Source organism: Cellulosimicrobium sp. NPDC055967 (assembly GCF_042269845.1).
Lineage (GTDB): Bacteria > Actinomycetota > Actinomycetes > Actinomycetales > Cellulomonadaceae > Cellulosimicrobium.
Window position 1 is genome coordinate 61832 of sequence record NZ_JBHJYJ010000017.1, and the last position, 25252, is coordinate 87083.

The window sequence follows — 25252 nt, forward strand, 5'->3', positions numbered from 1 at the left end:
CGGACCACGACGAGGTGATGACCCGATGTCCCGCACGTCCCCGCAGCCCCGCGGCACCAGCAGCGGCACCAGCACCAGCTCCCGCACCCGATCCCGGGTCGGGGCGCGCGCTCTTCTCACCGCGGCGCTCGGTGTGCTGCTCGGCGCCGCCGTCGCGCTGCTGGGCGTCGCGGCCCCCGCGGCCGCGCACGGCGGCGACGTCGTGATCTCCCTCGGCACCGACGGGGAGGGCGGCATCTCCGCCAACCTGACCTGGAAGCTCGACGGCCACCCGGTCGAGGAGGCGGCCGACGTCTCCGTGACCGCGCAGTCCGCGGCCGGCGAGACCGTCGGCCCCCTCACCCTCTCCTCGGCGTCGGAGGGCGTCGGCTGGTACACGTCCGAGCCCGGCGTCCTCGCCGAGGGCAACTGGACCCTCACCGCCACGATCACGCACCCGTCGGAGGCGACCTCGTCCGCGCAGGTCGACGTCGTGCCCCTGCCCGAGCCGGCCCCGCACGCGGACGACGAGGCCGCGGCGGGTGCCGAGGACGGGGCGGGCGCCGAGGGGGAGGGCGCCGCCGAGGACGCCGACGCCGCGGCCGACGGGTCCGGCACCGCGGACGAGGAGTCGACGGGAGGCGGCGCGGGCGTGTGGATCGCGGTCGCCGTGGTCGCCGTGCTCCTCCTCGCCGGCGGCTACCTCGTCGTCCGCCGCCGCTCGCGCGCTGCTGCCGCCACCGAGGCGTCGGACGGCAAGCCCCGATCCCTGACCAGCACGTCCGCCCGGTGACCCCGGGCGCGAACCGAGAACGACCGAAGGAGACACGACCATGGCACGACCGATCACCCTCTTCACCGGGCAGTGGGCCGACCTGCCGTTCGAGGAGGTGGCGCGGCTCGCGTCCGGCTGGGGCTACGACGGGCTGGAGATCGCCTGCTGGGGAGACCACCTCGACCCGTGGCGCTGGGACGACGACGAGTACGTCCAGGGCAAGCTCGACCTCCTCGCCAAGTACGACCTCAAGGTCTACGCGATCTCGAACCACCTCAAGGGCCAGGCCGTCTGCGACGACCCGATCGACCAGCGCCACCGCGACATCCTCCCGGACGTGGTGTGGGGCGACGGCGACCCCGAGGGCGTGCGCCAGCGCGCCGCCGAGGAGATGAAGCACACCGCGCGCCTCGCCGCGAAGCTGGGCGTGAAGACGGTCGTGGGCTTCACGGGCTCGGCGATCTGGAAGTACGTCGCGATGTTCCCGCCGGTCTCGCAGGAGGCGATCGACGCCGGCTACCAGGACTTCGCCGACCGGTGGAACCCGATCCTCGACGTCTTCGACGAGGTCGGCGTGAAGTTCGCCCACGAGGTCCACCCGAGCGAGATCGCGTACGACTACTGGACGACGGTCCGCACGCTCGAGGCGATCGGGCACCGCGAGGCGTTCGGCCTCAACTGGGACCCGAGCCACATGGTGTGGCAGGACCTCGACCCGGTGAGCTTCCTGTGGGACTTCAAGGACCGCATCTACCACGTGGACTGCAAGGACACGAAGAAGCGGATGCACAACGGCCGCAACGGCCGCATGGGCTCGCACCTCGCCTGGGCGGACCCGCGCCGCGGCTGGGACTTCATCTCGACGGGCCACGGCGACGTGCCGTGGGAGGACGCGTTCCGCATGCTCAACACGATCGGCTACCAGGGCCCCATCTCCGTGGAGTGGGAGGACGCCGGGATGGACCGCCTGGTCGGCGCGCCCGAGGCGCTCGCGTTCGTCAAGAAGTACGCCTTCGACGCTCCGGACGCGGCCTTCGACGCCGCGTTCTCGACCAAGTAGCACGCACAGTCTCCCGTCGGCCGGCGCGGCCGGCCGACGGGTGGGGGAGAGCAGTCCGACACGCCACCGCCCCCGGCCCCTCGACGGCCGGGGGCGGTGGCGTGCCCGCGTCCGGCCGTCGTCGCGTCGTCACGCGTCGTCACGCGTCGTCACGCGTCGTCACGCGTCGTCACGCGTCGTCACGCGTCGTCCGCGTCGCCGCTGGCCGCAGCCATGTGATCCTTCACATTTGTTTCGCGGCTGGGTTATACAACCGTGACGAGCAATGTTCGGCTTTTGCTTGACGCTCGACAAAAGTGCCCCTACGTTGTCATCCATGCGAGCCGACGACGTCGCGCAGGACGTGCGTACCCCGGTGCTGGACCCGGGTGCCCACCTCCCCGGAGCGACCACGACAGGGGCCCCTGCCGCCCGTTCGACCTTCCCCGCCAGCGCTCCCGACGAGGGCGGTCTGCCGGCCTCCGGCTACCGCGCGGGGATCCTCGGTGCGGGATTCATGGGTGGCGTCCACGCGCGGGCCGTGCGCACCGGTGGCGGTCGGGTCGTGAGCGTCGCGGCCGCGGACCTCGAGATCGCCCGCGCGGCCGCGCCTGGCCTCGGGGCCGAGCGTGCCGTCGCCACGGCGGAGGAGCTGCTCGCCGACCCCGAGGTCGACGTCGTGCACGTGTGCACGCCCAACCACCTGCACGTCCCCCTCGCCCGCGCAGCGCTCGCGGCGGGGAAGCACGTGGTGTGCGAGAAGCCGCTCGCGACCGACGTCGAGGGCGCGGTCGAGCTCGCGGGGCTGGCCGCCGAGGCGCGGGCCGCCGACGGCCGGGTCGCCGTCGTGCCGTTCACCTACCGGTTCCACGCCATGGTGCGCGAGGCGCGCGAGCGCGTGCGCCGCGGCGAGGTCGGCACCGTCTCGCTCGTGCACGGCTCGTACCTGCAGGACTGGCTCCTGCGGGACTCGGACGACAACTGGCGCGTCGACCCCGCGCTCGGCGGTGCGAGCCGGGCCTTCGGGGACATCGGCTCCCACTTCTGCGACCTGCTGGAGTTCACCACCGGGCACCGCATCGCCCGGCTCGTCGCGCAGTCGGCCACCGTCAACCCGCACCGCCGGGGGGCGGACGGCGTCGTGCACGCGGTGGCGACCGAGGACGCCGTCACGCTCCAGTACGTGACGGACGGCGGGGCGCTCGGGACCGCGGTCATCTCCCAGGTGTCGGCGGGCCGCAAGAACCGCCTCTACCTCGAGATCTCCGGCTCGGAGTCGACGCTGTCGTTCGACCAGGAGCAGCCGGAGATGCTGTGGGAGGGCCGCCGCGACGGGTCGCGCCTCCTCGTGCGCGACCCCGAGACGCTCTCCCCGGCCGCCGCCCGCTACTCGCGCCTGCCCGCCGGGCACGCCCAGGGCTACCAGGACTGCTTCGACGCGCTCGTCGGCGACACGGCGGCGGCGATCCGCGGCGACGTCCCGGACGGCCTGCCCACGTTCGACGACGGCCTGCGCGCCGCCCGCCTCGCCGCGGCCGTGGGCGAGTCGGTGCGCTCGGGCGGCTGGGTGGAGGTACCGGCATGACCGCGACGACCACGCGCGAACCTCGGCCGCCGACGGCGGGGGAGGGCGGCGACGGGCCGATCCTGCGGCTGCGCGGCATCGGCAAGGAGTTCTTCGGCAACTCCGTGCTGCGCGGCATCGACCTCGACGTGCGGCCGGGCGAGGTGCACGCCCTCGTCGGCGAGAACGGCGCCGGCAAGTCGACGCTCATGAAGATCATCGCGGGCGTGCACCGCCCCGACGCGGGCACGATCGAGCTCGACGGCGCGGACACCACCTTCGCGTCGCCGCTCGCGGCGCAGCACGCGGGCGTCTCGACCGTCTTCCAGGAGTTCAACCTCCTGCCCGAGCGCTCGGTCGCCGAGAACGTCTACCTCGGACGCGAGCCGCGTCGTGCGGGTCTCGTCGACCGCCGGCGGATGCACGCGGACACGACGGCGCTCCTCGCCGACCTGGGCCTCACCGGCCTCGCGTCGTGGACGCGCGTCGGCTCGCTCTCCGTCGCGCAGCAGCAGATCGTCGAGATCGTCAAGGCCGTGTCCTACGACGCGCGCATCATCTCGATGGACGAGCCGACGGCGGCGCTCGCCGACCAGGAGGTCGAGCTGCTCTACGAGCTCGTCCACCGGCTCAAGGAGCGCGGCGTCGCGATCCTCTACGTGTCGCACCGCCTCAAGGAGATCTTCGACCTCTGCGACACCATCACGGTGCTCAAGGACGGCAACCACGTCCTGACGACCCCGACGGCGGACATCGACCCCGACCGGCTCGTGCGCACGATGGTCGGCCGCGACTTCGCCGGGTACTTCCCGGACAAGGACCCCTCGACCGTCCCGGGCGAGGTGCGTCTCGCGCTCGAGGGCGTCGGCAACACGCAGGTCGACGACGTGTCGCTCGAGGTGCGCGCGGGCGAGATCGTCGCGCTCGCCGGCCTCCAGGGCTCGGGGCGCACGGAGATCGCGCACGGCATCTTCGGGATCGCGGGCTTCACCCGCGGGCGCGTGCTCGTCGGCGGCACGCCGGTCGACGTGCGCTCGCCGCGCCAGGCGGTGCGCGCCGGGCTCGCGCTCGTCACCGAGGACCGCAAGGCGGAGGGCCTCGCGCTCGGGCAGTCGATCCTCGCGAACGCGCGGCTCGTGCTCGACGCCGTCGTGCCCGGCCAGGCGGACCGCCGCGCGAAGCGCATCCCCGGCATCCTCTCCTCGCTCGAGCTCGTCGCGAGCTCGCAGGAGGCCGAGGTCCAGTACCTGTCGGGCGGCAACCAGCAGAAGGTCGTCCTCGCGAAGTGGCTGGTCACCGACCCGCAGGTCATCGTCCTCGACGAGCCGACGCGCGGCATCGACGTCGGTGCCAAGCGCGCCGTCTACGACCTCATGCGCGAGCTCACCGCGAGCGGCGTCGCCGTCCTGTTCATCTCCTCCGAGCTCCCCGAGGTCGTCGCGATGGCCGACCGCGTGCTCGTCATGCGCGACGGCCGCCTCGCGGGCGAGCTCCCCGCCGGCAGCGACGAGGAGACCGTGATGGCCCTCGCCACGGGCGCGGGGGAGGACACCTCGGGCGAGCACGTCCAGGTCGACCTCGAGGCTCTCGCCGACGCCGACGACCTCCCGGGCGCCGAGCCCGCCACCACGCCGGACGGACCGCCCGCGTCCGCCCAGCACCCCACCGACGGCCCGCAGGAGGACCGATGAGCACCGCGGTCGCGACCGCCGCCCCCACCGCGCGCCGCGCTCCCGCGCGTCGGCGCCGCCTGGGGTCGACGGAGATCGTCTACCTCGCCCTCGTCGGGATCCTCGTGATCGCCGGCGTCCTCGTCGCGGTCGGCGGCGGCAACCTGTTCAGCACCGCGAACACGGCGTACATGCTCACGCAGACGAGCCTCCTCGGGTTCGTCGCGATCGGGCAGACGTTCGCGATCCTGTGCAAGTCGCTCGACCTGTCCGTCGGGTACGTCGTGGCGCTCAGCTCGATCGTCGGCGCGACGACCATGGCGGGCGACCCGTCGCGGGTCTGGCTCGGCGTCCTCGCGGCGGTGGGCGTCGCGGCGGTCGTCGGCCTGGTCAACGGTCTCGTCATCGCGAAGCTGCGCGTCAACGCGTTCATCGCGACGCTCGGCGTCGGCCTCATCATCAAGGGCTACCTCGACACGCAGTTCAAGGGCCCGGCGGGCGAGGTGCCCGCCTCGTTCCAGATGTTCGGGTACACGCGCGTCGGCCCGGTGCCGGTCTCGACGATCGTCATGCTGGTCGTCGCGGCGGTCGGCGTCGTGCTCCTCACGCGCACCCGGCCGGGCTACCACATGTTCGCGGTCGGCGGGAACACCGACGTCGCGCGGCTCTCGGGCATCCGGACCGACCGGACCCTGGTCCTCGCGCACGTGCTGTGCTCGGTCTGCGCGGGCGTCGCGGGGCTCCTCATCGCCGCGCGCTTCGGCACCGGCAACGCGCTCGTGTACTCCTACGGCCTCGACCTCGACTCGATCGCGGCCGTCGTGCTGGGCGGCACGCTCCTCATGGGCGGGCGCGGCTCGATCGTCGGGACCGTGGGCGGCGTCCTCATCCTCGCGGTGCTCGACACGGTGTTCAACGTCCTCGACGTCGACCCGTTCTTCAAGGACGTCCTGCGCGGCGTCATCATCATCGCCGCCGTCGCGCTCTACGCCCGGCGCCAGATCGACCCGGCAAGCAGCCGGGCCCGCTTCCGCCCGACCCGCACCGGAGGTGCGTCCGCATGACCACCGACACCACGCGCCGGACGATCCCCGCGCGCGCGCCGCGGGCCGGCTGGCTCGAGCGCCTCACCGCGGGCGGGAGCTGGACCGTGTTCGCGCTGCTCGTGCTCGTCTTCGCGGTCATCCTCGTGATGAACCCGTCGTTCGGCGAGCCCATGTCGCTCATGGCCTTCGTCAAGAAGGCGGCGCCGCTGGTCATCCTCGCGATCGGGCAGTACTTCGTCATCGTCTCGGGCGAGTTCGACCTCTCCGTCGGGTCGCTCGTGGGCGCCCAGGTCGTCATCGCCGCGAAGCTCATGGACGGCGAGGACTCGATGACGTGGCCCGTCATGGCGCTCATGATCGTCTTCGGCCTCGCGGTCGGCCTCGTCAACGGCCTCGTGACGACGCTCCTCAAGGTGCCGTCGTTCATCACGACGCTCGGCATGATGCTCGTGCTCTACGGCGCGATCCGGCTCTGGACGGGCGGCGCCCCCACGGGCGCGCTGACCGACGGCTTCCGGCAGTGGGGACGCGGGGGCATCCCCGACACGCCCGGCCAGTTCCAGGTGCCGTACGCGCTCATGGTCGTCGTGGTGCTCGGCGTCCTCGCCGCGCTGCTCATGCGCCGCCCGTTCGGCCGCACGCTCGTCGCCACCGGCGACAACGACGTCGCGGCCGGCTACGCCGGGAGCTCCGTCTGGTGGGTGCGCACGCGCGCCTTCCTCCTCTCGGGCTTCATGGCGACGGTCGCCGCGATCCTCATCGGCGGCTACGCGGGCGTCACCGCGCAGGTCGGGCAGGGCCTGGAGTTCATGGCCATCACGGCCGTCGTGCTCGGGGGCGTCGTGCTCGGCGGCGGGCGGGGCACCGTGATCGCCGCGATGGCCGGCGCGCTCACGCTCGAGGCGCTGTTCACGCTGTTCAACCAGCTCAGCCTCCCGTCGACGATCCGGCCCGCCGTGCAGGGCGTGATCATCATCGCGGCCGTCGCCTACGCCGCGCTGCCGCGCCGGTCGCGGCGCCGCGCGTCCACCCCCGACGCCCCGCCTGCCGCGGGGCCGACCCCCGCACCGAAGGAGCCCGCCCCCGCGAACGCCTGAGCACCGGCGCCCCGGCGGACTCCCGCCCGCGCGACCTCGACCACGCCCGACGACCCCACCTGAAGAAGTCCCCACCCTTCCGAGCTGTACCCCCTTCCCCCGCACGATGCGGGACGACGACGTCTCACCCTCAAGGAGAGAAGGACATGCGACGTACACGAGCACTCCTGGCCGGCGCGGCGGTGGCCACGCTGTTCCTCACGGCCGCCTGCACGACCGACGCGCCCACCGACCCCGGCGAGGGTGGCGAGACCTCGGCCGAGGAGAGCCCCGCGGACGAGGAGTCCGGCGGCGCCGACTCCGAGTGGTTCGTCCAGGCGGACTTCGACCGTCAGCTCGCCCAGCGCGAGGTCGTGCCCGAGGGCCCGGCCGACCAGCCGTGGCTCCAGGCGATCGAGCCCGAGTACGTGGACACGGCCGAGTACGCGAGCGAGGGCGGCGGCAAGACGCTGTGCTTCTCGAACGCGTCGGTGTCCAACCCGTGGCGCGTGACCGGGTTCATCACCATGCAGCAGCAGGTCGACGTCCTCACCGAGGAGGGCGTGATCGGCGAGTTCCGCGTCTCCGACGCCGCCGACGACGACAACAAGCAGATCTCCGACATCCAGGCGTTCGTCGCGGCCGGCGACTGCGACGCGATCGTCATCTCGCCGTCGACCACCGCGACCCTCACGCCCGCTGTCGAGGCCGCGTGCGAGTCGGGCAAGCCGGTCATCGTGTTCGACCGCGGCGTGAACACCGACTGCATGGTCACGTTCATCCACCCGATCGGCGGCTACGCCTACGGTGCCGACGGCGCCGAGTTCCTCGTCGAGAACCTGGACCCGGGTTCGAAGGTGCTTGCGCTGCGCATCCTGCCCGGCGTCGACGTGCTGGAGAACCGCTGGGCCGCGGCGGACAAGATCTTCTCCGACTCCGAGCTCGAGGTCGTGGGTGCGGAGTTCACCGGTGGTGACGGCGCGAAGATCAAGGACATCGTCACGCAGTACCTGCAGCGCGGGGACGTGGACGGCATCTGGATGGACGCGGGCGACGGCGCCGTCGCGGCGGTCGAGGCGTTCGAGGACGCCGGCAAGCCCTACCCGGTCTTCATGGGCGAGGACGAGATGAGCTTCCTGCGCAAGTGGAAGGACACGGACATGACCGCCCTCGGCGCCGTGTACTCGAACTTCCAGTGGCGCACCCCGATCCTCGCGGCGCAGATGATCTGGGCCGGCGAGCAGGTGCCGTCCGAGTGGGTCCTGCCGCAGTCGCCGATCGACGCCGAGGAGCTGGACGCGTACCTCGAGGCGAACAAGGACATGCCGTCGCTGCACTACGCGAAGTTCGGCGGCGAGGACCTGCCGGGCTTCCCGGAGGCATGGACCGACCGCTGACGGGAGCACTGACCGGACCGCTGTCCGGTCGTCCGTGCCGGGCCTGATGGGTCCGCAGAACCACCCGGTCCGACCCTCGCGGTCGGGCCACCAGGGGCCGCCCGGTCGTCGTCCGACCGGCCGGGCGCCCCGCCCGCCCGACGACGCGGCGGCACCTCCGCGCGGAGGTGCGCCGCGGCGTCGGGCACGCGGGCGGGACGGCCGTGCGTTCGGACCCGACGAGAGAGAGCGACGTGGCTCTTCCTTCCCCGACCCTGCCGCTGCGCCGTCGCGCGCTCGGCGTCAACACGTGGGTCTGGACCTCCCCGCTCACCGACGACGCGCTGCGCGGGATCGCGCCCCGGGTCGCGGGCTGGGGCTTCGACGTGCTCGAGCTGCCCGTGGAGAACCCGGGGGACTGGGACCCGGCGACCGCCGCGAGGGTCCTCGCCGACCACGGCCTGGGCGCCAGCGTCTCGCTCGTCATGGGCGAGGGTCGCGAGCTCGTCGCCGCGGACGCCGCGACGGTGCGCGCCACGCAGGACTACCTGCGGCACGTCGTCGACGTCGCGCGCACGGTCGGCGCCCCGGTGATCGGCGGCCCGGCGTACGCGTCGGTCGGGCGCACGTGGCGGCTGAGCCCCGCCGAGCGCGAGGCGGCGTACTCCGAGCTCGCCGAGAACCTGGCCCCGGTCGTCGAGCACGCGATGGCGGCGGGCGTCGTCGTCGGGCTCGAGCCGCTGAACCGCTACGAGACGAGCCTCGTCAACACCGTCGACCAGGGGCTGGAGGTCGTACGGCGCCTGCCCGCGGCCGGGATCGGCCTCATGCTCGACCTCTACCACATGAACATCGAGGAGACGGACCTGCCCGCGGCGGTCGCGCGCGCGGGCGAGCGCATCGCGCACGTCCAGGTGTGCGGCAACGACCGGGGCGCACCCGGCAACGACCACCTGGACTGGCCCGCCCTCCTCGCCGCGCTCGACGCGACCGGCTACGACGGACCCCTCGTCATCGAGTCCTTCACGGCCGACAACGCGACGATCGCCACGGCCGCCTCCATCTGGCGGCCGCTGGCCCCGACCCAGGACGCCATCGCCGTCGATGGCCTCGCCCACCTGAAGGGACTGATGCCCACGCCGGAGCACCCGTAGCCGTAGTCGACCCACGACCGCAGCGCCGGCACGCCGCGGGATGACGACCACCCTGCCCGGACGACGACGTCCGGGTCCGCACGTCATGCCCCTGGAGGCACCACGATGACCGCACGACGCCCACGCAGGGCGAGGTCCGTCGCGGCACTGACCATCGGAGCGCTCGCGTTCACGCTCGCGCCCGTCACGATGGCCAGCGCCGCCGACGACCCCGTCCCCGCGGACGAAGAGCACAAGGTACTCATCTTCACCAAGACGACCCAGTTCCGGCACAGCGAGGCGATCACGCAGGGCACCCCGGTGCTCGAGGCGGCGTTCGCCGAGGTCGGCATCGCGTCCGACCACACGGAGGACTCGACGGTCTTCAACGACGAGACCCTCGCGCAGTACGACGCCCTGGTCATGTTCCAGACGTCGGGCGACCCGTGGAACGCCGACGAGAAGGCGGCGCTGGAGCGCTACCAGCAGGCGGGCGGCGGCATCGTCGCGATCCACAACGCCACGGACATGCGCGGCAGCTACGACTGGTGGGACGACATGATCGGGGCGCTCATGCCCGGTCACGCCGCCACCGGCACCAGCCCCGGCCTGCCGGGCACGGTCCGCGTCGAGGACCGCACGCACCCGTCGACCGAGCACCTGTCCCAGCGCTGGACGCGCGCGGACGAGTGGTACAACTACTCGGCCAACGTCCGCGGCAGCGCGCACGTGCTCGCCACGATGGACGAGTCCACGTACGACGCGGGCAGCAACAAGATGGGCTACGACCACCCGATCTCGTGGTGCAAGCCCTACGACGGCGGTCGCGCCTGGATGACCGGCATGGGCCACTTCGGGGCGCACTACACCGACGAGCCCGACCTCGTGCAGCACATCGTCGGCGGTGTGCAGTGGGCCGCGGGCCTCGTCGAGGGCGACTGCGGCGGCACCGACTGGGGCTCGTTCGAGAAGATCGCGCTCGACTCCAACACGAGCGCGCCCTTCGGCATGGACGTCGCGCCCGACGGCCGCGTGTTCTACACCGAGCTCGTGCGCGGGCAGATCCGCGTGTACGACCCGCGGACGCAGAACACCACGACCGCCATCACCATCCCGGTGTACTCGGGCGGCGAGGACGGCCTGCTCGGCATCGCGCTCGACAAGGACTTCGCGGAGAACGGGTACCTGTACCAGTACTACGCGCCGGCGAGCTCGAACGACTCCGACCCGGCGAACTTCTTCAGCCGCGTCTCGCGGTTCACGGTCTCCTCCGAGGGGCCCGGCTCCACGGTGATCGACCCGGCGTCGGAGAAGGTGCTCCTCGAGATCCCGGCCGGGCGCCTGCCCGACGAGCCGGGTCACACGGGCGGCGGCCTCCTCGTCGACCACGAGACCGGTGACCTGTACATCGGCGTCGGCGACGACGTGAACCCGCACTCCGAGCCGTCGGGCGGCTACGCGCCGATCTCGGAGCGCGACGGCACGTTCCACGACGCGCGCGCGACGTCCGCGAACACGAACGACCTGCGCGGCAAGGTCCTGCGCATCCACCCCGAGGCCGACGGCACGTACTCGATCCCCGAGGGCAACCTGTTCGCCCCGGGCACCGAGAAGACGCTGCCGGAGATCTACGCGATGGGCTTCCGCAACCCGTTCCGGTTCACGATCGACGCGAAGACGGGCAACCTCGGCGTCGCCGACTACTCGCCCGACAACGGGTCGGACAACCTCGCCAACCGCGGCCCGGCCGGCATCGCCGAGTGGAACCTCATCAAGGAGCCCGGCTTCTTCGGCTGGCCGCTGTGCATGGGCAACAACGAGCCGTTCCGCGACGTCGACTACCGGACGAACCCCGTCACCGTGGGCGACTTCTTCGACTGCGACAACCCGGTCAACGACTCCGTGAAGAACACGGGCCTCACCGAGCTGCCCGCGGCCCAGCCGGCGGACCTCTGGTACGGCTACCAGCGCTCGTCCGTCCCCGGCGTCATCAACGCCGGCGGCGGCCTCGCGCCCATGGGCGGCCCGTTCTACCAGTTCGACCCGGAGCTCGACTCGGACACGAAGTTCCCGTCGTCGTACGACGGCAAGGCCTTCTTCTACGAGTGGGCCCGCAACAAGATGTACACGATCGACCTCAAGGACCCCGAGGCCGCGCCCGGCGCGACCGACGTCGAGAAGGTCAACCCGTTCCTCCCGCAGGAGCAGTTCCTCGCGCCGATCGAGTCCAAGTTCGGTCCCGAGGGCTCGCTCTACGTGCTCGACTGGGGCGGCGGCTTCGGCCGCGACAACCCGAACTCGGGCCTGCACCGCATCGACTACCTGTCGGGCTCGCGCTCGCCGGTGTCGAAGCCGGTCGCGACGCCGGACTCCGGTATCGCGCCGCTCGAGGTGACGTTCGACGGCACGGGGAGCACCGACCCCGAGGGCGAGGAGCTCACGTACGCGTGGGACTTCGACGGTGACGGCACCACGGACTCGACGTCCGCCGCGCCCAGCCACACCTACACCGAGAACGGCGTCTTCGACGCACGCCTCACGGTCACCGACCCCGCCGGCAAGGTCGGCACGGCGACCGTCCCGATCACGGTGGGCAACACGCGGCCCGAGGTCGACTTCGGCCTGCCGCCCACCGGCTCGTTCTTCAACTTCGGCGACGACATCACGTGGGACGTGTCGGTGACCGACGCGGAGGACTCGCCCGAGGGCGACGAGATCGACGACGAGCAGGTCATCATCCAGCCGGCGCTCGGGCACGACGCGCACGCGCACCCGGCCGAGCCGCTGCACGGCCGCACGGGCACCGTGGCGACGAGCCTCGGCGGCGGCCATGGCGAGGACATGAACGTCTTCTACGTGATCGACGCGCGCTACACCGACCGCGGCGGCGAGGGCGACGTGCCCGCGCTCACCGGGTCGGACACGACGCTGATCTTCCCGAAGAAGCGCGAGGCGGAGTTCCACACGACCTCCCAGGGCACCACGACGATCCCGAGCCGGGACGTCGAGGGCGGCGGCTCCGTCATCACCGGGTCCAACGGTTCCTGGGCGTCGTACGACCCCGTGAGCCTCTACGGCGTGCAGGCGCTGAACCTGCGCGTCGCGGCGGCGGCCGAGGGCACGATCGAGCTGCGTCGTGACGCGGCCGACGGCGAGCTCCTCGGCACGGCCGAGATCCCGCAGACCGGGCTCGGCACGTTCACGGACGTGGCCGTCGAGGTCACCGACCCGATGGAGCCGTTCACGCTCTACGTGGTCTTCCCCGGTGAGGGCGAGCGTCGCCTCAACTTCATCGAGGCCGACGGCAAGGGCGTCTCGGACACGACCCGTCCCCAGGTCCGCATCACGTCCCCCGAGGCGGGCGTCCGCCTCGAGCAGGGCGAGATGGCGGTCACCGCGGAGGCGGACGACACCGAGAACACCGTGACCCAGGTCGAGTTCTTCGTCGACGGCGAGTCGATCGGCGTCGACGACACGGCTCCGTACGAGGCCACGTGGAACCCCACGGCGGACAACTACTACGAGCTGACCGCCGTCGCCACGAACGACAAGGGCCTGTACACGCGCTCGCGCGTCGTCCTCGCCCAGGTCGGCGACCTCTTCGCGGGGATGAAGACCTTCACCAACGCGAACGGGACGTTCGAGCAGCTCGCCGAGGGCAAGTACCTCGTCACGTCGGGCGGCGCGAACATGTGGCAGGGCACCAACGAGTACTCGACCATCTACCGCGAGCAGGGCGCCGACGAGAACTGGTCGGCGACCGTGAAGATCAACAGCCAGGGCAACTCGGCCGGGTCCGCCAAGGCCGGGATCATCGTCCGCAACGACGTCACGCAGACGGCGAACTCGCAGGGCTACGCGGCCCTGGGCATGCGCCCGAGCGGGGGCTTCGAGTGGCTGCGCGGCAACTCCAGCGGGCAGCTCACGGCGTCGACCGGCGCGAGCACGACGAGCTACCCCGCGTGGGTGCGGATCGTGCGCGACGGCGACCTGTACACGGCCTCCTGGAGCAAGGACGGCGAGAACTTCACGCAGATCGGCGAGCCGCAGGCCCTGCCGGGTGCGGCGTCCGTCCAGGACGTGGGTCTCTTCGTCACGGCGCACAGCACGTCGGCGACGAGCGCGGTCGAGTTCCAGGACTTCGTGTTCGACGACGACCCGCAGACCGAGGAGCCCGGCGGCGGGAACCCGCCGCAGTGCCTCGCCGACTCGTCCGACGAGTTCGACGGCGACGCTCTCGACCCGCGGTGGACGGTCGTCCGCCAGGCCGAGGGCCAGCCGATCACGGTCGCCGACGGCCACGCCGTCCTGCCGGTCGTGCAGGGCGACATCAACGAGACCGAGACCGGGCCGATCAGCTACCTCGGTCAGTCCGCACCCGCCGGGGCGTGGACGCTCGAGACCAAGCTCGAGGTCCCGCTCGCCCGACACTGGCAGCACGCCGGACTCCTGGTCCACGTGAACGACGACGAGTACACCAAGCTCGCGTTCACCAAGAACCAGAGCGGCGCCCGCTTCCTCGAGTTCCAGACCGAGACCGGCGGTTCCCGGACGTGGCACGGCCAGACGGACGTCGCGACGGACTTCCCGTCGACGATCCACCTGCGCCTCGTCTCGGACGGCTCCGCCATCACGGCGGCGTACTCGGCGGACGGCCAGGCGTGGACGGCGCTCGCGGGCTCCGCGCCCGTGAAGCCCGACGCGACGTTCGGCGTCATGGCGGGCGGCGACACGGCGACCGCGGACTCGGTCGCGAAGGTCGACTACGTCCACGTCACGGGGAGCGAGCCGGACGACGGCGTGCGCGAGCCGAGCGACGAGTTCGAGGGCGACGCCCTCGACGGCTGCCGCTGGGACGCGATCGTCCGTTACGACGGGTCGAAGGTCGCCGTCGCCGACGGCGAGCTGCGCATCACGACCCAGCCGGGCGACATCAACGCCGGGAACAACGGCGACCCGCGCAACTTCGTCCTCCAGACCGCTCCGGAGGGTGACTGGGTCGTCGAGACGCGGTTCAAGGCGCCGCTCGTTCACCGGTGGCAGCTCGCGGGCCTCATCGCGTACGGCGACGACGACAACTACGTCAAGGCCGACGTGCTCGCGAAGAACGCACCGGGTGCGGCCCTCACGCTGGGCGCCGAGCTCGTCTCCGAGAAGGGCGGCCAGTTCGGCAACGGCGGCAACCGCCAGCTCGAGCTCGCCAGCTCGACCGAGTCGGGCTACTGGTACGTGCGCCTCGAGAAGGTGGGGAGCACCTACCAGGGCTGGGTCAGCGACGGCGGGGTGACCTGGACGCCGCTGGGCGCGCCGGTGACCAACGACGCGCCGCTGACCAAGGTCGGCCTCATGGCGATCGGCCCGGAGCAGGAGACGCCGGTCACCGTGGCGTTCGACTGGTTCCGACTCACGACGGAGTCCGAGCCGGAGCCGACGGTCGACGTCGAGGTCACCGCGTCCGCCCGCTGCCTCGCGGGCAAGGCGTACCTCGCGATCCGCGCGACGAACGTCGACGAGGCGCCCGTCGCGATCACCCTGACCACGCCGTTCGGCTCCAAGGAGTTCGGCGCGGTCGAGGTGGGCGGCAACGCCTACCAGTCGTTCGCGTCGCGTGCGACGTCGTTCGACGCGGGCACGGCCACGGTCACGGCGACGCTCGGCGACGTCACGACCGAGATCGAGGTGCCGTACGACGCCGTGAGCTGCGGCTGACGGCGGGCCGGTGACGGGCGACCCGCTCTCGTCACCGGCCACCGCGCCGGCCCGGCCTCGCGGCCGGGCCGGCGCACACCGAGCGGGACGACCACGGACAGGAGCGACAGGTGGCACAGCGCACCGCAGGACGGACGTCCGCGTCCCGGACGCCGACGGCCCAGGACGCCCGGAGGGGCTCCGGCCGCACGGGCGGCCCGACGACGACGCCCGCACGCTCCCGTCCGGCTGACCGGGGCGGTGCCGGCCGCCCCGTGCCCCGACCGCCGGCGCGCGTCCGCGCGCGCCGGTGGTTCGCGGGTCTCGACCCCTGGCGCCGGGTGCTGCTCGCCCTCGCCGCGCTCGCCGTCGTCGCGGTGGTGGTCGCGCTCGTCGTGTCGCTCACGCGCGGGACGTCGTCCGCGCCCGACGAGGGGTTCGTCGTCGACCCGGCGCGCGTCGCCGAGCTCGAGGCGGCCGAGGAGGCGCGCGACGCCGACAACCTCGTCGCCTCGATCGAGCACGCCCAGCACGTGCAGACCGAGCTCGTCCCCGTCCTGCACGGGCTGCACGCGGTGCTCCCCGTCGACGGCTCGACCGCGGTCCCGGCCGACCCGGCCGAGATCGCGGAGTGGCGAGCGACCGTCGACGGCCTCGTTGCCGAGACCGAGTCGCTCCAGAGCGGCTCGTCCGAGCACAACATCGTCCGCAACGGGATGCTCACCTCGCTCCGGCTCGTCGGCGACTCGCTCGACGCCGTCCGCCTCGCGACCGCCGCGGGCACGAGCGACCCGACCGCGGCCACGGACCTCTACGCCCTCGCCGGCGAGCTGCGCACCCGCGCCGTCGACACCTGGGGGCTCGCCGCGATCCAGCTCGACCTGCGCTCGACCGCCGGGGGACAGGGGCACGTCCACGTGTTCCTGCCCGTGCACCCGGACGACTCGCTCGACGGCGGCCTCGACCTCGGGCACGACGGCGGGCCGGGCGACGGTCACGACCACGACGACGAGGACGCGCACGACGACTGACCCGCCACCCGCGGCCCACCGGGCCGCCCCACCGACCTCCCGGTCGGGCGCCCTCCGGGGTGCAGGCCGAGCCCGACCGGGACCCTGACCGGAGCGCCCCGCGCGACGACGCGCGGACCACGACGCCCCACGACGCACCACGAGGAAGGAGAGCACGACCCGCGGCACGGCAACGTCGCCGAGCCGCACCGATCAAGTCTCAAGGAGGAGAAGTGACAGCACGACCTTCGAGAGGTCGGCGCCAGGGGGTCGCGGCGGTCACCGCCGCGGCCCTCGTCGCGCCGGCGCTCACCCTCGCGACGGCAGCCCCCGCCGCCGCGCACGACGAGTTCTCCGTCATGGTCTTCAGCAAGACCGCCGCCTTCCGGCACGGCTCGATCCCCGCGGGCATCGCGGCGATCCAGCAGCTCGGCACCGACCACCACTTCGCCGTGACCCCGACCGAGGACGCGGGAGCCTTCACGGACGAGAACCTCGCCCAGTACGACGCCGTCGTCTGGCTGTCCACCACGGGCGACGTCCTGAACGACGAGCAGCAGGCCGCGTTCGAGCGGTACATCGCCGCCGGCGGCGGGTACGCCGGCGTCCACGCCGCGTCCGACACCGAGTACGACTGGCCCTGGTACGGCGAGCTCGTCGGCGCGTACTTCAACAGCCACCCGCAGAACCAGGACGCGACGGTCGTCGTCGCCGACGACGAGCACCCCTCGACCGCGCACCTCCCGGCGTCCTGGGACCGGTACGACGAGTGGTACAACTACCGCGAGAACCCGCGCGGCCAGGTCCACGTGCTCGCGAGCCTCGACGAGTCCTCGTACTCCCCGGGGTCGGGCGCCATGGGCGCCGACCACCCGATCGCCTGGTGCCAGGAGTACGACGGCGGCCGGTCCTGGTACACCGGCGGCGGCCACACCGACGAGTCGTACACCGACCCGGCGTTCGTCCAGCACCTGCTCGGCGGCATCCAGACCGCCGCGGGTGCGGTCGACGCCGACTGCGGCGCGACGGTCGACGCCTCGTTCGAGCAGGTGACGCTCGCCAAGGGCGCGGTCAAGACGGGCGAGCCGATCGCCATGGCCGTCCTGCCCGACGGCGACGTCCTGCACACCTCGCGCGACGGGCGCGTCTGGTACACGACCGCCGACGCCACGACGGCGCTCGCGGGCACCGTCCCCGTGTACACCCACGACGAGGACGGCCTCCAGGGCGTCGCGATCGACCCGGGCTTCGCCGAGAACCGCTGGGTCTACCTCTACTACGCGCCCAAGCTCGACACGCCGCCCGGCGACGCGCCCGAGACGTCGGCCGACCCGGCCGCGTTCGAGGCGTTCGAGGGGTACAACCAGCTCTCGAGGTTCCGGCTCACGGAGCAGAACCTGCTGGACCTCGCGAGCGAGCAGAAGATCCTCGAGGTCCCGGCCGACCGCGGGCTGTGCTGCCACGCGGGCGGCGAGATCGACTTCGACGCCGAGGGCAACCTCTACCTGTCGACGGGTGACGACACGAACCCGTTCGCGTCGGACGGCTACGCGCCGATCGACGAGCGGGCGACCCGCAACCCGGCGTTCGACGCCCGCCGCAGCTCGGGCAACACGAACGACCTGCGGGGCAAGCTCCTGCGCATCACGGTCGCCGAGGACGGGTCGTACACGGTCCCCGAGGGCAACCTCTTCCCCGAGGGCGAGTACGAGGCCGGCAAGACCCGGCCCGAGATCTACGCGATGGGCTTCCGCAACCCGTTCCGCTTCGGGATCGACAAGGCGACGGGCGAGGTCCACCTCGGCGACTACGGCCCCGACGCGGGCGGCGCGAACGCGAACCGCGGTCCCGGCGGGACGGTCGAGTTCAACGTCATCTCCGAGGCGGGCAACTACGGCTGGCCGTACTGCATCGGCGACAACCTCGCGTACAACGACTACGACTTCGAGACCAAGGTCTCCGGTCCGAAGTTCGACTGCGCGGCGCCGAAGAACACGAGCCCGCACAACACGGGCCTCGTCGACCTCCCGCCGGCCGTGCCGGCGTGACAGCCGTACGACGGCGGGTCCGTGCCGGCCTTCGGCACGGGCGGCGAGTCCCCGATGGGCGCCGTCGTCTACGACTACGACCCCGCGCTCGAGTCGGAGACCAAGTTCCCCGCGTACTACGACGGCAAGCCGCTGCTCTACGAGTGGGACCGCGCGTGGATCAAGGAGGCGATCCGGAACGAGGACGGCAGCCCCGCGGGCTTCGTCCCGGCGCTGGAGTTCATGGACCTGCGCCGGCCGATGAACCTCGAGTTCGGCCCGGACGGCTCGCTCTACGTGCTCGACTACGGCGGCGGCTACTTCGGGGGCGACGCGCTCTCGGCCGTCTACCGGATCGACTACGTGCGCGGGGGCCGCTCGCCCGTCGCGCAGATCGACGCCTCGCCGACGAACGGCCAGGCGCCGCTCGCGGTGTCCTTCGACGGCACCGGGTCCTCGCACCCGGACGGCAAGGAGTTCACGTACGCCTGGGACCTCGACGGTGACGGCGAGACCGACGCCACCGACGCCCAGGTCTCGCGGACGTTCACCGAGAACGGCCGGCACGAGGTACGGCTCACCGTGACCGACGCCGACGGCAAGCAGGGCGTGGCGACCACGACCATCACCGTGGGCAACACCGCGCCCGAGGTGACGCTCGAGCTCCCGGCCGACGGCCAGTTCTTCGACTTCGGCGACCAGGTCCCGTTCCGGGTCACGGTCACCGACGCCGAGGACGGCGCTCAGGTCGACTGCAGCCGCGTCGTGGTCGAGTACATCCTCGGCCACGACAACCACGGGCACCCGCTGTCCAGCGCCACGGGCTGCGAGGGCGTCCTCACGACCGCCAAGGACGAGGGGCACGGCCTCGACGCGAACATCTTCGGCGTCGTCAACGCGACGTACACCGACGGCGGGGGCGCCGACGGCGTGCCCGCGCTCGCGTCCGACGACGAGGCCGTCCTGCACACGCGCACCAAGCAGGCCGAGTACTTCACCGACAGCCAGGGCGTCCAGGTCGTCGCGAAGGACATCTCCGAGGGTGGCAAGCAGCTCGGGTACATCGCGGCCGGCGACTGGTTCGCGTTCGACCGGATGAACCTCGCGGGCATCGACTCGATCTCCGCGCGGTACAGCTCGGGCGGCTCCGGCGGCGTGCTCGACGTGCGGGACGGTGCCGTGGACGGCCCGCTCCTCGCGACGCTCACGCTGTCGCCGACCGGGGCCTGGGACACACCGGCGCGCACGCAGGCGGTCCCGGTCACCGACCCGGGCGGCACGCGCACGCTCTACTTCGTCGCGCGCTCGACGACGGGGGCGACGGGCGACATGTTCGACGTCGACTCCGTCACCTTCACGGGCCGGGGCGCGGCGAACAACGTGGCCCCGGTCGTCGGCTCCGTGACGGCGACGCCCGCCACGGGCGACGCGCCGCTCGACGTCGCGTTCGCCGCGCAGGCCACCGACGCCGACGGCGACGCGCTCACGTACGCGTGGGACTTCGGCGACGGCGGCACGGCGACGGGCGCGACCGCGCAGCACACGTACACGGCGGCCGGGAGCTACACGGCCAAGGTCACCGTGAGCGACCCGTCGGGCGCGCACGCGACCGGCACCGTCGCGGTCTCCGTGTACGGCACGCTCGAGTGCACCGAGCCGGACCCGCAGCGCGGGCCCGAGGACGAGTTCGAGGGCGAGGCGCTCGACGGCTGCCGCTGGGACGTCGTCGACCTCCGCCCCGACCTCGCCCAGGTGCGCGACGGGAAGTGGGTCGTGCGCACGACCGACGCCGACTTCGCCGGCACCGGCAACCAGCGCGTGCCGAACATCATCACGACCGACCAGCCGGGCGACTCCTGGACGGTCGAGACGAAGATGACGGCCTCGTTCGCGAACCAGTACCAGCAGGGCGGCCTCATCGTCCGCGCGTCGGAGTCCGACTACGTCAAGCTCGCCGTGGTCCAGCACCCCGGCGGCCTGCGCGTCGAGCTCCGCAGCGAGATCGGCGACGTCGTGCAGTCCACGAACGGCGACGTCCTCGACATCGCGAAGCCCGTCTACGGCGAGTACCTGCTGCGCCTGTCGCGCGACGGCGACTCGTTCACCGGGTCGTACTCGCTCGACAACGGGCAGACCTGGGTCCCCACCACGCGCGCGGTCACGCACGCGGGGCTCGGCGACGCGGGCGTCGGCGTGTTCGCGCTCGGCAAGAGCGCGGGCGCGAACCAGATCGACGTCGCGTTCGACCACGTGCGCGAGGTCGACGGCAGCGGCGTCCCCGTGTGCGAGGACGTCACCGCGAGCGACACGTTCGACGGCAGCGGGTCCGGCCTCGGCCTCGACCCGTGCCGCTGGTACGTCGTCAACGCCGACCCGTCGCGGCTCGCCGTCGCGGACGGCGCGCTGCAGCTCACCACGACCGACGACGACGTGTACGGCGCGACGAACTCCACCGTGCCGAACATCGTCCGCTCGACGGTCGTGACGGGCGACGAGTGGACCGTCGAGACGACGGTGCGCGCGGACCTCACGCAGAACTACCACCAGGGCGGCCTCATGGTCTACAAGGACCAGGCCAACTACGTGAAGGTCGGCGTGATCCACAACGGCGGTGCCGCCGGGACGGTCGGCTTCGAGCTCCGCAGCGAGAAGGGCGACGTCGTGCTGCAGCCGCAGCCCAGCGCCGGCTCGCTGCCGCGCGAGGCGGACGGGACGTACCACGTGCGTCTCGCCCGGTCCGGCGACACGTTCGTCGGCTCGTGGTCGCTCGACGGCGAGCAGTGGACCGAGCTTGCCGCCGTGACGAACGACCAGCTCGACGGGATCGGGGTCGGGCCGTTCGCGCTCGGCAAGAACCAGACCCAGCCCACGGTCGTCGCGTTCGAGGACTTCGTCCTCGCGGGCGAGGTGGTCGAGCAGCCGCTCGACGTCACGACCGAGGTCCAGGTCCGGTGCCTCGCCGGCAAGGCGTACGTCGCGGTGCGTGCGACGAACGCCGACGGCGTCCCGGTCGACGTCACTCTGACGACGCCGTTCGGCACCAAGGCGTTCACCGGCGTCCAGCCGGGCGCCTCGGCGTACCAGTCGTTCGCGGCCCGGGCGACGTCCGTCGAGGCGGGCGTCGTGGGGATCGCGGCGACCGGCGACGGTCGCACGTTCGCGGCCGACGTCGCGTACGACGCCAAGAGCTGCGGCTGACGCCGTCGTTCGGACAGCAGGCCGAGGGCCGGTCGGGGATCTCCCCGACCGGCCCTCGGTCGTGCGGGGTCAGGCGCGGGGGAGGGCCATGACGACGTCGGAGTGCGTCTCGCCGCCGACCACGTAGGTGCGCCCGCCGACGACGTCGAACCCGTGCTTGCGGTAGAACGCCTGCGCCCGGGCGTTGAGACCGTTCGTGCCGAGCCACACGGGCAGTCCGGGGCCGAGTCGGGCGGCCGCCCCGGTCGTCGCCGTCATGAGCACGCTCGCCACGCCCTTGCCCTGGGCCGCGGGGTGCACGTAGATCTTCGAGAGCTCGACCGCCTCGCCCGCTCCCACCGCCGCCGCGACGTCCGGGTCGTCCGGCACGCCGCGGACGAGGAGCGCGTAGCCGAGGAGGGGCGCGGCGTCGTGCTCGTCGAGGGCGTCCGCCGCGACGTCGTCGCACGCCGGCTCGACGAGGAGGAGCGCGTGCGCGGCGCTCGCGGCCCACGCACGGAACCGCTCGGGCGAGAGCTGCGTCGCGACGTGCTCGGCGATCGCGTCGGGCGACGTGCCCGGCGGGCACGCGAGCGGGAACGTCAGGGCCGCGAGCCCGGCGAGGGCGGGTGCGTCGTCGGTCGTGGCACGCCGCACGCGCACGGCCGGCGCGGCGGGGGAGCGGTCGTCGGGCATGCCCGCGAATCTACGCCCCGCCACGGACGGAGCGGCCGGCCCGCGCCCAGGGTCCGGCCTGTTCCGGGCATGATGGTCGGGTGACGCGCATCGACCTCAACGCCGACCTCGGCGAGGGCTTCGGCCGCTGGACCCTCGCCGACGACGAGGCCCTGCTCGGCCTGGTGACCAGCGCGAACGTCGCGTGCGGGTTCCACGCGGGCGACCCCACGACGGTGCGCACCGTCACGCGGGACGCCGTCGCCCGGGGCGTGCGGGTCGGCGCGCACGTGAGCTACCGCGACCTCGCGGGCTTCGGGCGCCGCTTCATGGAGGTCGACCCCGTCGAGCTCGCCGACGACGTCGTCTACCAGCTGGCCGCGCTCGACGGCTTCGCGCGGCTCGCGGGGGACCGGGTGCGCTACGTCAAGCCCCACGGCGCCCTCTACAACGCGATCGTCCACCACGAGGCGCAGGCGCGCGCCGTCGTCGACGCGGTCCGCGCCTACGACCCCACGCTCCCCGTGGTCGGCCTGCCCGGGTCCGCCGTCCTGCGCCTCGCGGACGCCGCGGGGCTCCCCACGGTGCGCGAGGCGTTCGCCGACCGGGGCTACCTCCCCACGGGCGAGCTGGTCCCGCGGGGCCGGCCGGGCGCCGTCGTGCACGACGCCGAGCAGGTCGCCCGTCGCGTCGTCGGGCTCGTCACGTCCGGCACCGTGCTCGCCGCGGACGGCACGCGCCTGCGGGTCGAGGCCGACTCGGTGTGCGTCCACTCCGACACGCTGGGCGCCGTCGGGCTCCTCGGTGCCGTGCGCGCCGCGCTCGAGGCCGCCGGGGTCGAGCTGCGCCCCTTCGCCGAGGCCGGCCCGGGCGCGCGCGAGGGCACCGTGCCGTGACGGGCACCGTGCACGCGTTCGGGGAGACGGCGCTGCTCGTCGACCTGCCCGACCTGGCGGCCGTGCGGTCGCTGCACCGGGCGCTCGCGGCCGACGTGCCGCCCGGGGTCGTGGACGTGGTCCCGGCCGCGCGCACGGTCCTGGTCCGGTGCGCGGCGCGCGGCGACGTCGCGGGCGCCCGAGCCTGGGTCCAGGAGGCACTGCTCCGCGCGTCGTCCGACGACGCGCCCCTGCCCGCCGGTCCCGCGGTGGAGATCCCCGTGCGCTACGACGGGCCCGACCTGGACGACGTCGCCCGCTGGGCAGGGGTGAGCGTCGAGGAGGTCGTCGCCCGGCACTCCGGACGCGAGTACGAGGCGGCGTTCGGCGGTTTCGCACCGGGCTTCACCTACCTCGCGGGCGTCGACCCCGTCATCGCGGCGCCGCGCCTCGCGACCCCGCGCACGCGCGTCCCCGCGGGGTCCGTCGCGCTCGCGGGCGAGCTCACGGCGGTCTACCCGGCCGCGTCCCCGGGTGGGTGGCGCCTGCTCGGCCGCACCGACGTGGCGATGTTCGACGTCGACCGCGACCCTCCGGCGCTCGTCGCGCCCGGCGCGCGGGTCCGGTTCGTGCCGTCCCGGTCCGTCGTCGCGGCGGCGCCCGCGCGGCAGGGCGGCGAGCCGTCGACGGGGACGGCGGACGCGAGCGGCGAGCTCTTCTCCGGGGCGGCACCCGCGAGCGGCGAGCCGTCCTCCGGGGCGGCACCCGCGAGCGGCGAGCCGTCCTCCGGGGCGGTCGTGCCGGGCGCCGGGAGCGGCCCTGCCCTCGAGGTGGTCGCGACAGGTCCGCTCGTGCTCGTCGAGGACACCGGCCGTCCCGGCCTGGCGGCGGTCGGCGTCGGCCCGTCGGGGGCGGCGGACCGTTCCTCGCACGCGCTCGCGAACCGGCTCGTCGGCAACCCGGCGAGCGCCGCGACGCTCGAGGTCGCCCTCGGCGGGCTCGCGCTGCGGTTCCGGGGGACCGCGACGGTGGCGCTCACCGGGGCGACGGTCCCCGCCACGGTCGACGGGACCCCCGTGGGCATGAACGCGCCCGTCCGGGTGCCCGACGGCGCCGTGCTGCGGCTGGGTCTGGCGGCGCGCGGGCTGCGGACCTACGTCGCCGTCCGAGGTGGGGTCGTCCCGGACGCCGTGCTCGGGTCACGGTCCCGGGACGTCCTGTCCGGGCTCGGGCCGTCCCCGCTGCGGCCGGGGGACCGCGTGCTGATCGGCCCGGTGCCGACGGGCACGTGGCCGCCCGTCGACGTCGCGCCGGTGCGCCACGTCCCCGGCGTCCCGCGACCGGGCGAGCGCGCCGGAGCGCTGCTCGAGATCCTCCCGGCACCGCGCGACGACTGGTTCCTGCCGGGCGCCTGGCAGGCGCTGCGGGCCCTGCGGACCGTGAGCGCGGACAGCGACCGCGTCGCGCTGCGGCTCGACGGGCAAGCCGTGCCGCGCCGCGCGGGGGAGCTGCCGTCCGAGGGGCTCGTCCGCGGGGCGGTGCAGATCCCGCCCGACGGTCGGCCCGTCGTGTTCCTCGCGGACCGTCCCGTCACCGGTGGCTACCCCGTGATCGGGGTGCTGCGGGAGGACGACGTCGACCGCGCGGCCCAGCTCCGCCCGGGGGACAAGGTCGTGCTCCGGGCGGCACGACGCGCGTGACCCCGTGTGCGGGGCGGCGCCCTGACGGCGCGCGGGTCGCGCCGGTCGTCCCGGACGAGGCCCCGACCTGGGCGGGGACACGAGACCGGGCTCGCGAGGCTGTGTGCCGGGTCACCCGGAGCTGGCTTGACCCTGGCGCGACGAGCCGCGTAATGTTCTGGATGTCGGCCCGACAGGGAGGAACAGACACCGCCTCGAACGATCGAGGGTGGCTGGTCCCGGGGTCGAAACCCTTCCACCGCATGGCGTAGGATGTTTTCCTGCCCGCGACGAGGAAGACCACGGTGACTGGATCACGGCGAACAGCCGGGGTTGAGGAGCCGGGGAAGACCTGGTAAGGTTGAAGGGTTGCCCCAAGCGAGGTTCTGCCCGGTCGGGTGGTGCTGAGTTGGTGTGTGTCGGTTGTTTGAGAACTCAACAGTGTGCTTGTTAGTCAATGCCA

General features: G+C 73.1%; 15 protein-coding genes. 14 read left to right on the forward strand and 1 reads right to left on the reverse strand.

All coding sequences use genetic code 11. The annotated features are described in order from the left end of the window. Positions 1-25: 25 nt before the first annotated feature. The 12 genes from ACFC2L_RS17680 to ACFC2L_RS17735 all read left to right on the forward strand — a co-directional run bounded on the left by ACFC2L_RS17680 (position 26) and on the right by ACFC2L_RS17735 (position 21581). Positions 26-772 (forward strand): hypothetical protein, encoded by a 747-nt coding sequence (locus tag ACFC2L_RS17680; protein ID WP_375825651.1) that lies wholly within the window; start codon positions 26-28, stop codon positions 770-772. A 40-nt stretch (positions 773-812) separates the two neighbouring features. Beyond that, entirely contained in the window at positions 813-1814 is a 1002-nt protein-coding gene (locus ACFC2L_RS17685) for a sugar phosphate isomerase/epimerase family protein (protein WP_375825652.1), read from the forward strand. 316 nt (positions 1815-2130) lie between these two features. Continuing rightward, complete coding sequence (locus ACFC2L_RS17690; protein ID WP_375825653.1) at positions 2131-3378, forward strand: Gfo/Idh/MocA family protein; 1248 nt, start codon at positions 2131-2133, stop codon at positions 3376-3378. Then, a complete protein-coding gene (locus tag ACFC2L_RS17695) occupies positions 3375-5048 on the forward strand; it encodes a sugar ABC transporter ATP-binding protein (protein WP_375825654.1) in 1674 nt (557 codons plus the stop codon). The genes ACFC2L_RS17690 and ACFC2L_RS17695 overlap by 4 nt, the downstream gene beginning before the upstream one ends. Then, positions 5045-6091 carry an ABC transporter permease gene (locus ACFC2L_RS17700; RefSeq protein ID WP_375825655.1) on the forward strand — a complete coding sequence of 349 codons (1047 nt, stop codon included), beginning with the start codon at positions 5045-5047 and terminating at the stop codon, positions 6089-6091. The genes ACFC2L_RS17695 and ACFC2L_RS17700 overlap by 4 nt, the downstream gene beginning before the upstream one ends. Beyond that, positions 6088-7170, forward strand: coding sequence for an ABC transporter permease (locus ACFC2L_RS17705; protein ID WP_375825656.1), 1083 nt, complete (start codon positions 6088-6090; stop codon positions 7168-7170). The genes ACFC2L_RS17700 and ACFC2L_RS17705 overlap by 4 nt, the downstream gene beginning before the upstream one ends. Positions 7171-7316: 146 nt before the next feature. Next, positions 7317-8546, forward strand: a complete 1230-nt coding sequence (locus ACFC2L_RS17710; RefSeq protein ID WP_375825657.1) for a substrate-binding domain-containing protein — start codon at positions 7317-7319, stop codon at positions 8544-8546. A 233-nt stretch (positions 8547-8779) separates the two neighbouring features. After that, the gene (locus tag ACFC2L_RS17715; RefSeq protein ID WP_375825658.1) at positions 8780-9679 is read left to right on the forward strand and encodes a sugar phosphate isomerase/epimerase family protein; all 900 of its coding nucleotides are present in this window, start codon (positions 8780-8782) and stop codon (positions 9677-9679) included. Between the two features lie 105 nt (positions 9680-9784). Next, a complete protein-coding gene (locus ACFC2L_RS17720; protein ID WP_375825659.1) occupies positions 9785-15367 on the forward strand; it encodes a ThuA domain-containing protein in 5583 nt (1860 codons plus the stop codon). Between the two features lie 254 nt (positions 15368-15621). Continuing rightward, the gene (locus ACFC2L_RS17725; protein ID WP_375825661.1) at positions 15622-16377 is read left to right on the forward strand and encodes a hypothetical protein; all 756 of its coding nucleotides are present in this window, start codon (positions 15622-15624) and stop codon (positions 16375-16377) included. A 212-nt stretch (positions 16378-16589) separates the two neighbouring features. Continuing rightward, a complete protein-coding gene (locus ACFC2L_RS17730) occupies positions 16590-18404 on the forward strand; it encodes a ThuA domain-containing protein (RefSeq protein WP_375825662.1) in 1815 nt (604 codons plus the stop codon). A 21-nt stretch (positions 18405-18425) separates the two neighbouring features. Beyond that, entirely contained in the window at positions 18426-21581 is a 3156-nt protein-coding gene (locus ACFC2L_RS17735; RefSeq protein WP_375825663.1) for a PKD domain-containing protein, read from the forward strand. Positions 21582-21650: 69 nt separating this feature from the next. On the opposite strand, the gene ACFC2L_RS17740 is transcribed toward ACFC2L_RS17735, so the two are convergent. After that, positions 21651-22256 (reverse strand): GNAT family N-acetyltransferase, encoded by a 606-nt coding sequence (locus tag ACFC2L_RS17740; protein ID WP_375825664.1) that lies wholly within the window; start codon positions 22254-22256, stop codon positions 21651-21653. An 80-nt stretch (positions 22257-22336) separates the two neighbouring features. Here ACFC2L_RS17740 and ACFC2L_RS17745 point away from each other — a divergent pair, with 80 nt between their 5' ends. Together ACFC2L_RS17745 and ACFC2L_RS17750 are read left to right on the forward strand one after the other, a co-directional pair. Continuing rightward, the gene (locus ACFC2L_RS17745) at positions 22337-23131 is read left to right on the forward strand and encodes a LamB/YcsF family protein (protein WP_375825665.1); all 795 of its coding nucleotides are present in this window, start codon (positions 22337-22339) and stop codon (positions 23129-23131) included. After that, positions 23128-24810: a 5-oxoprolinase/urea amidolyase family protein gene (locus ACFC2L_RS17750; protein ID WP_375825666.1), complete on the forward strand. Its 1683-nt coding sequence runs from the start codon at positions 23128-23130 to the stop codon at positions 24808-24810. Before ACFC2L_RS17745 ends, ACFC2L_RS17750 begins: the two co-directional genes overlap by 4 nt. Positions 24811-25252: the final 442 nt, after the last annotated feature.

Bases quoted from the DNA above. Each gene is read 5' to 3' on its own strand.
- ACFC2L_RS17720 (WP_375825659.1), top strand. From the start codon at position 9,785: ATGACCGCACGACGCCCACGCAGGGCGAGGTCCGTCGCGGCACTGACC.
- ACFC2L_RS17680 (WP_375825651.1), top strand. From the start codon at position 26: ATGTCCCGCACGTCCCCGCAGCCCCGCGGCACCAGCAGCGGCACCAGC.
- ACFC2L_RS17740 (WP_375825664.1), bottom strand. From the start codon at position 22,256: ATGCCCGACGACCGCTCCCCCGCCGCGCCGGCCGTGCGCGTGCGGCGT.
- ACFC2L_RS17695 (WP_375825654.1), top strand. From the start codon at position 3,375: ATGACCGCGACGACCACGCGCGAACCTCGGCCGCCGACGGCGGGGGAG.
- ACFC2L_RS17710 (WP_375825657.1), top strand. From the start codon at position 7,317: ATGCGACGTACACGAGCACTCCTGGCCGGCGCGGCGGTGGCCACGCTG.
- ACFC2L_RS17685 (WP_375825652.1), top strand. From the start codon at position 813: ATGGCACGACCGATCACCCTCTTCACCGGGCAGTGGGCCGACCTGCCG.
- ACFC2L_RS17690 (WP_375825653.1), top strand. From the start codon at position 2,131: ATGCGAGCCGACGACGTCGCGCAGGACGTGCGTACCCCGGTGCTGGAC.
- ACFC2L_RS17705 (WP_375825656.1), top strand. From the start codon at position 6,088: ATGACCACCGACACCACGCGCCGGACGATCCCCGCGCGCGCGCCGCGG.
- ACFC2L_RS17700 (WP_375825655.1), top strand. From the start codon at position 5,045: ATGAGCACCGCGGTCGCGACCGCCGCCCCCACCGCGCGCCGCGCTCCC.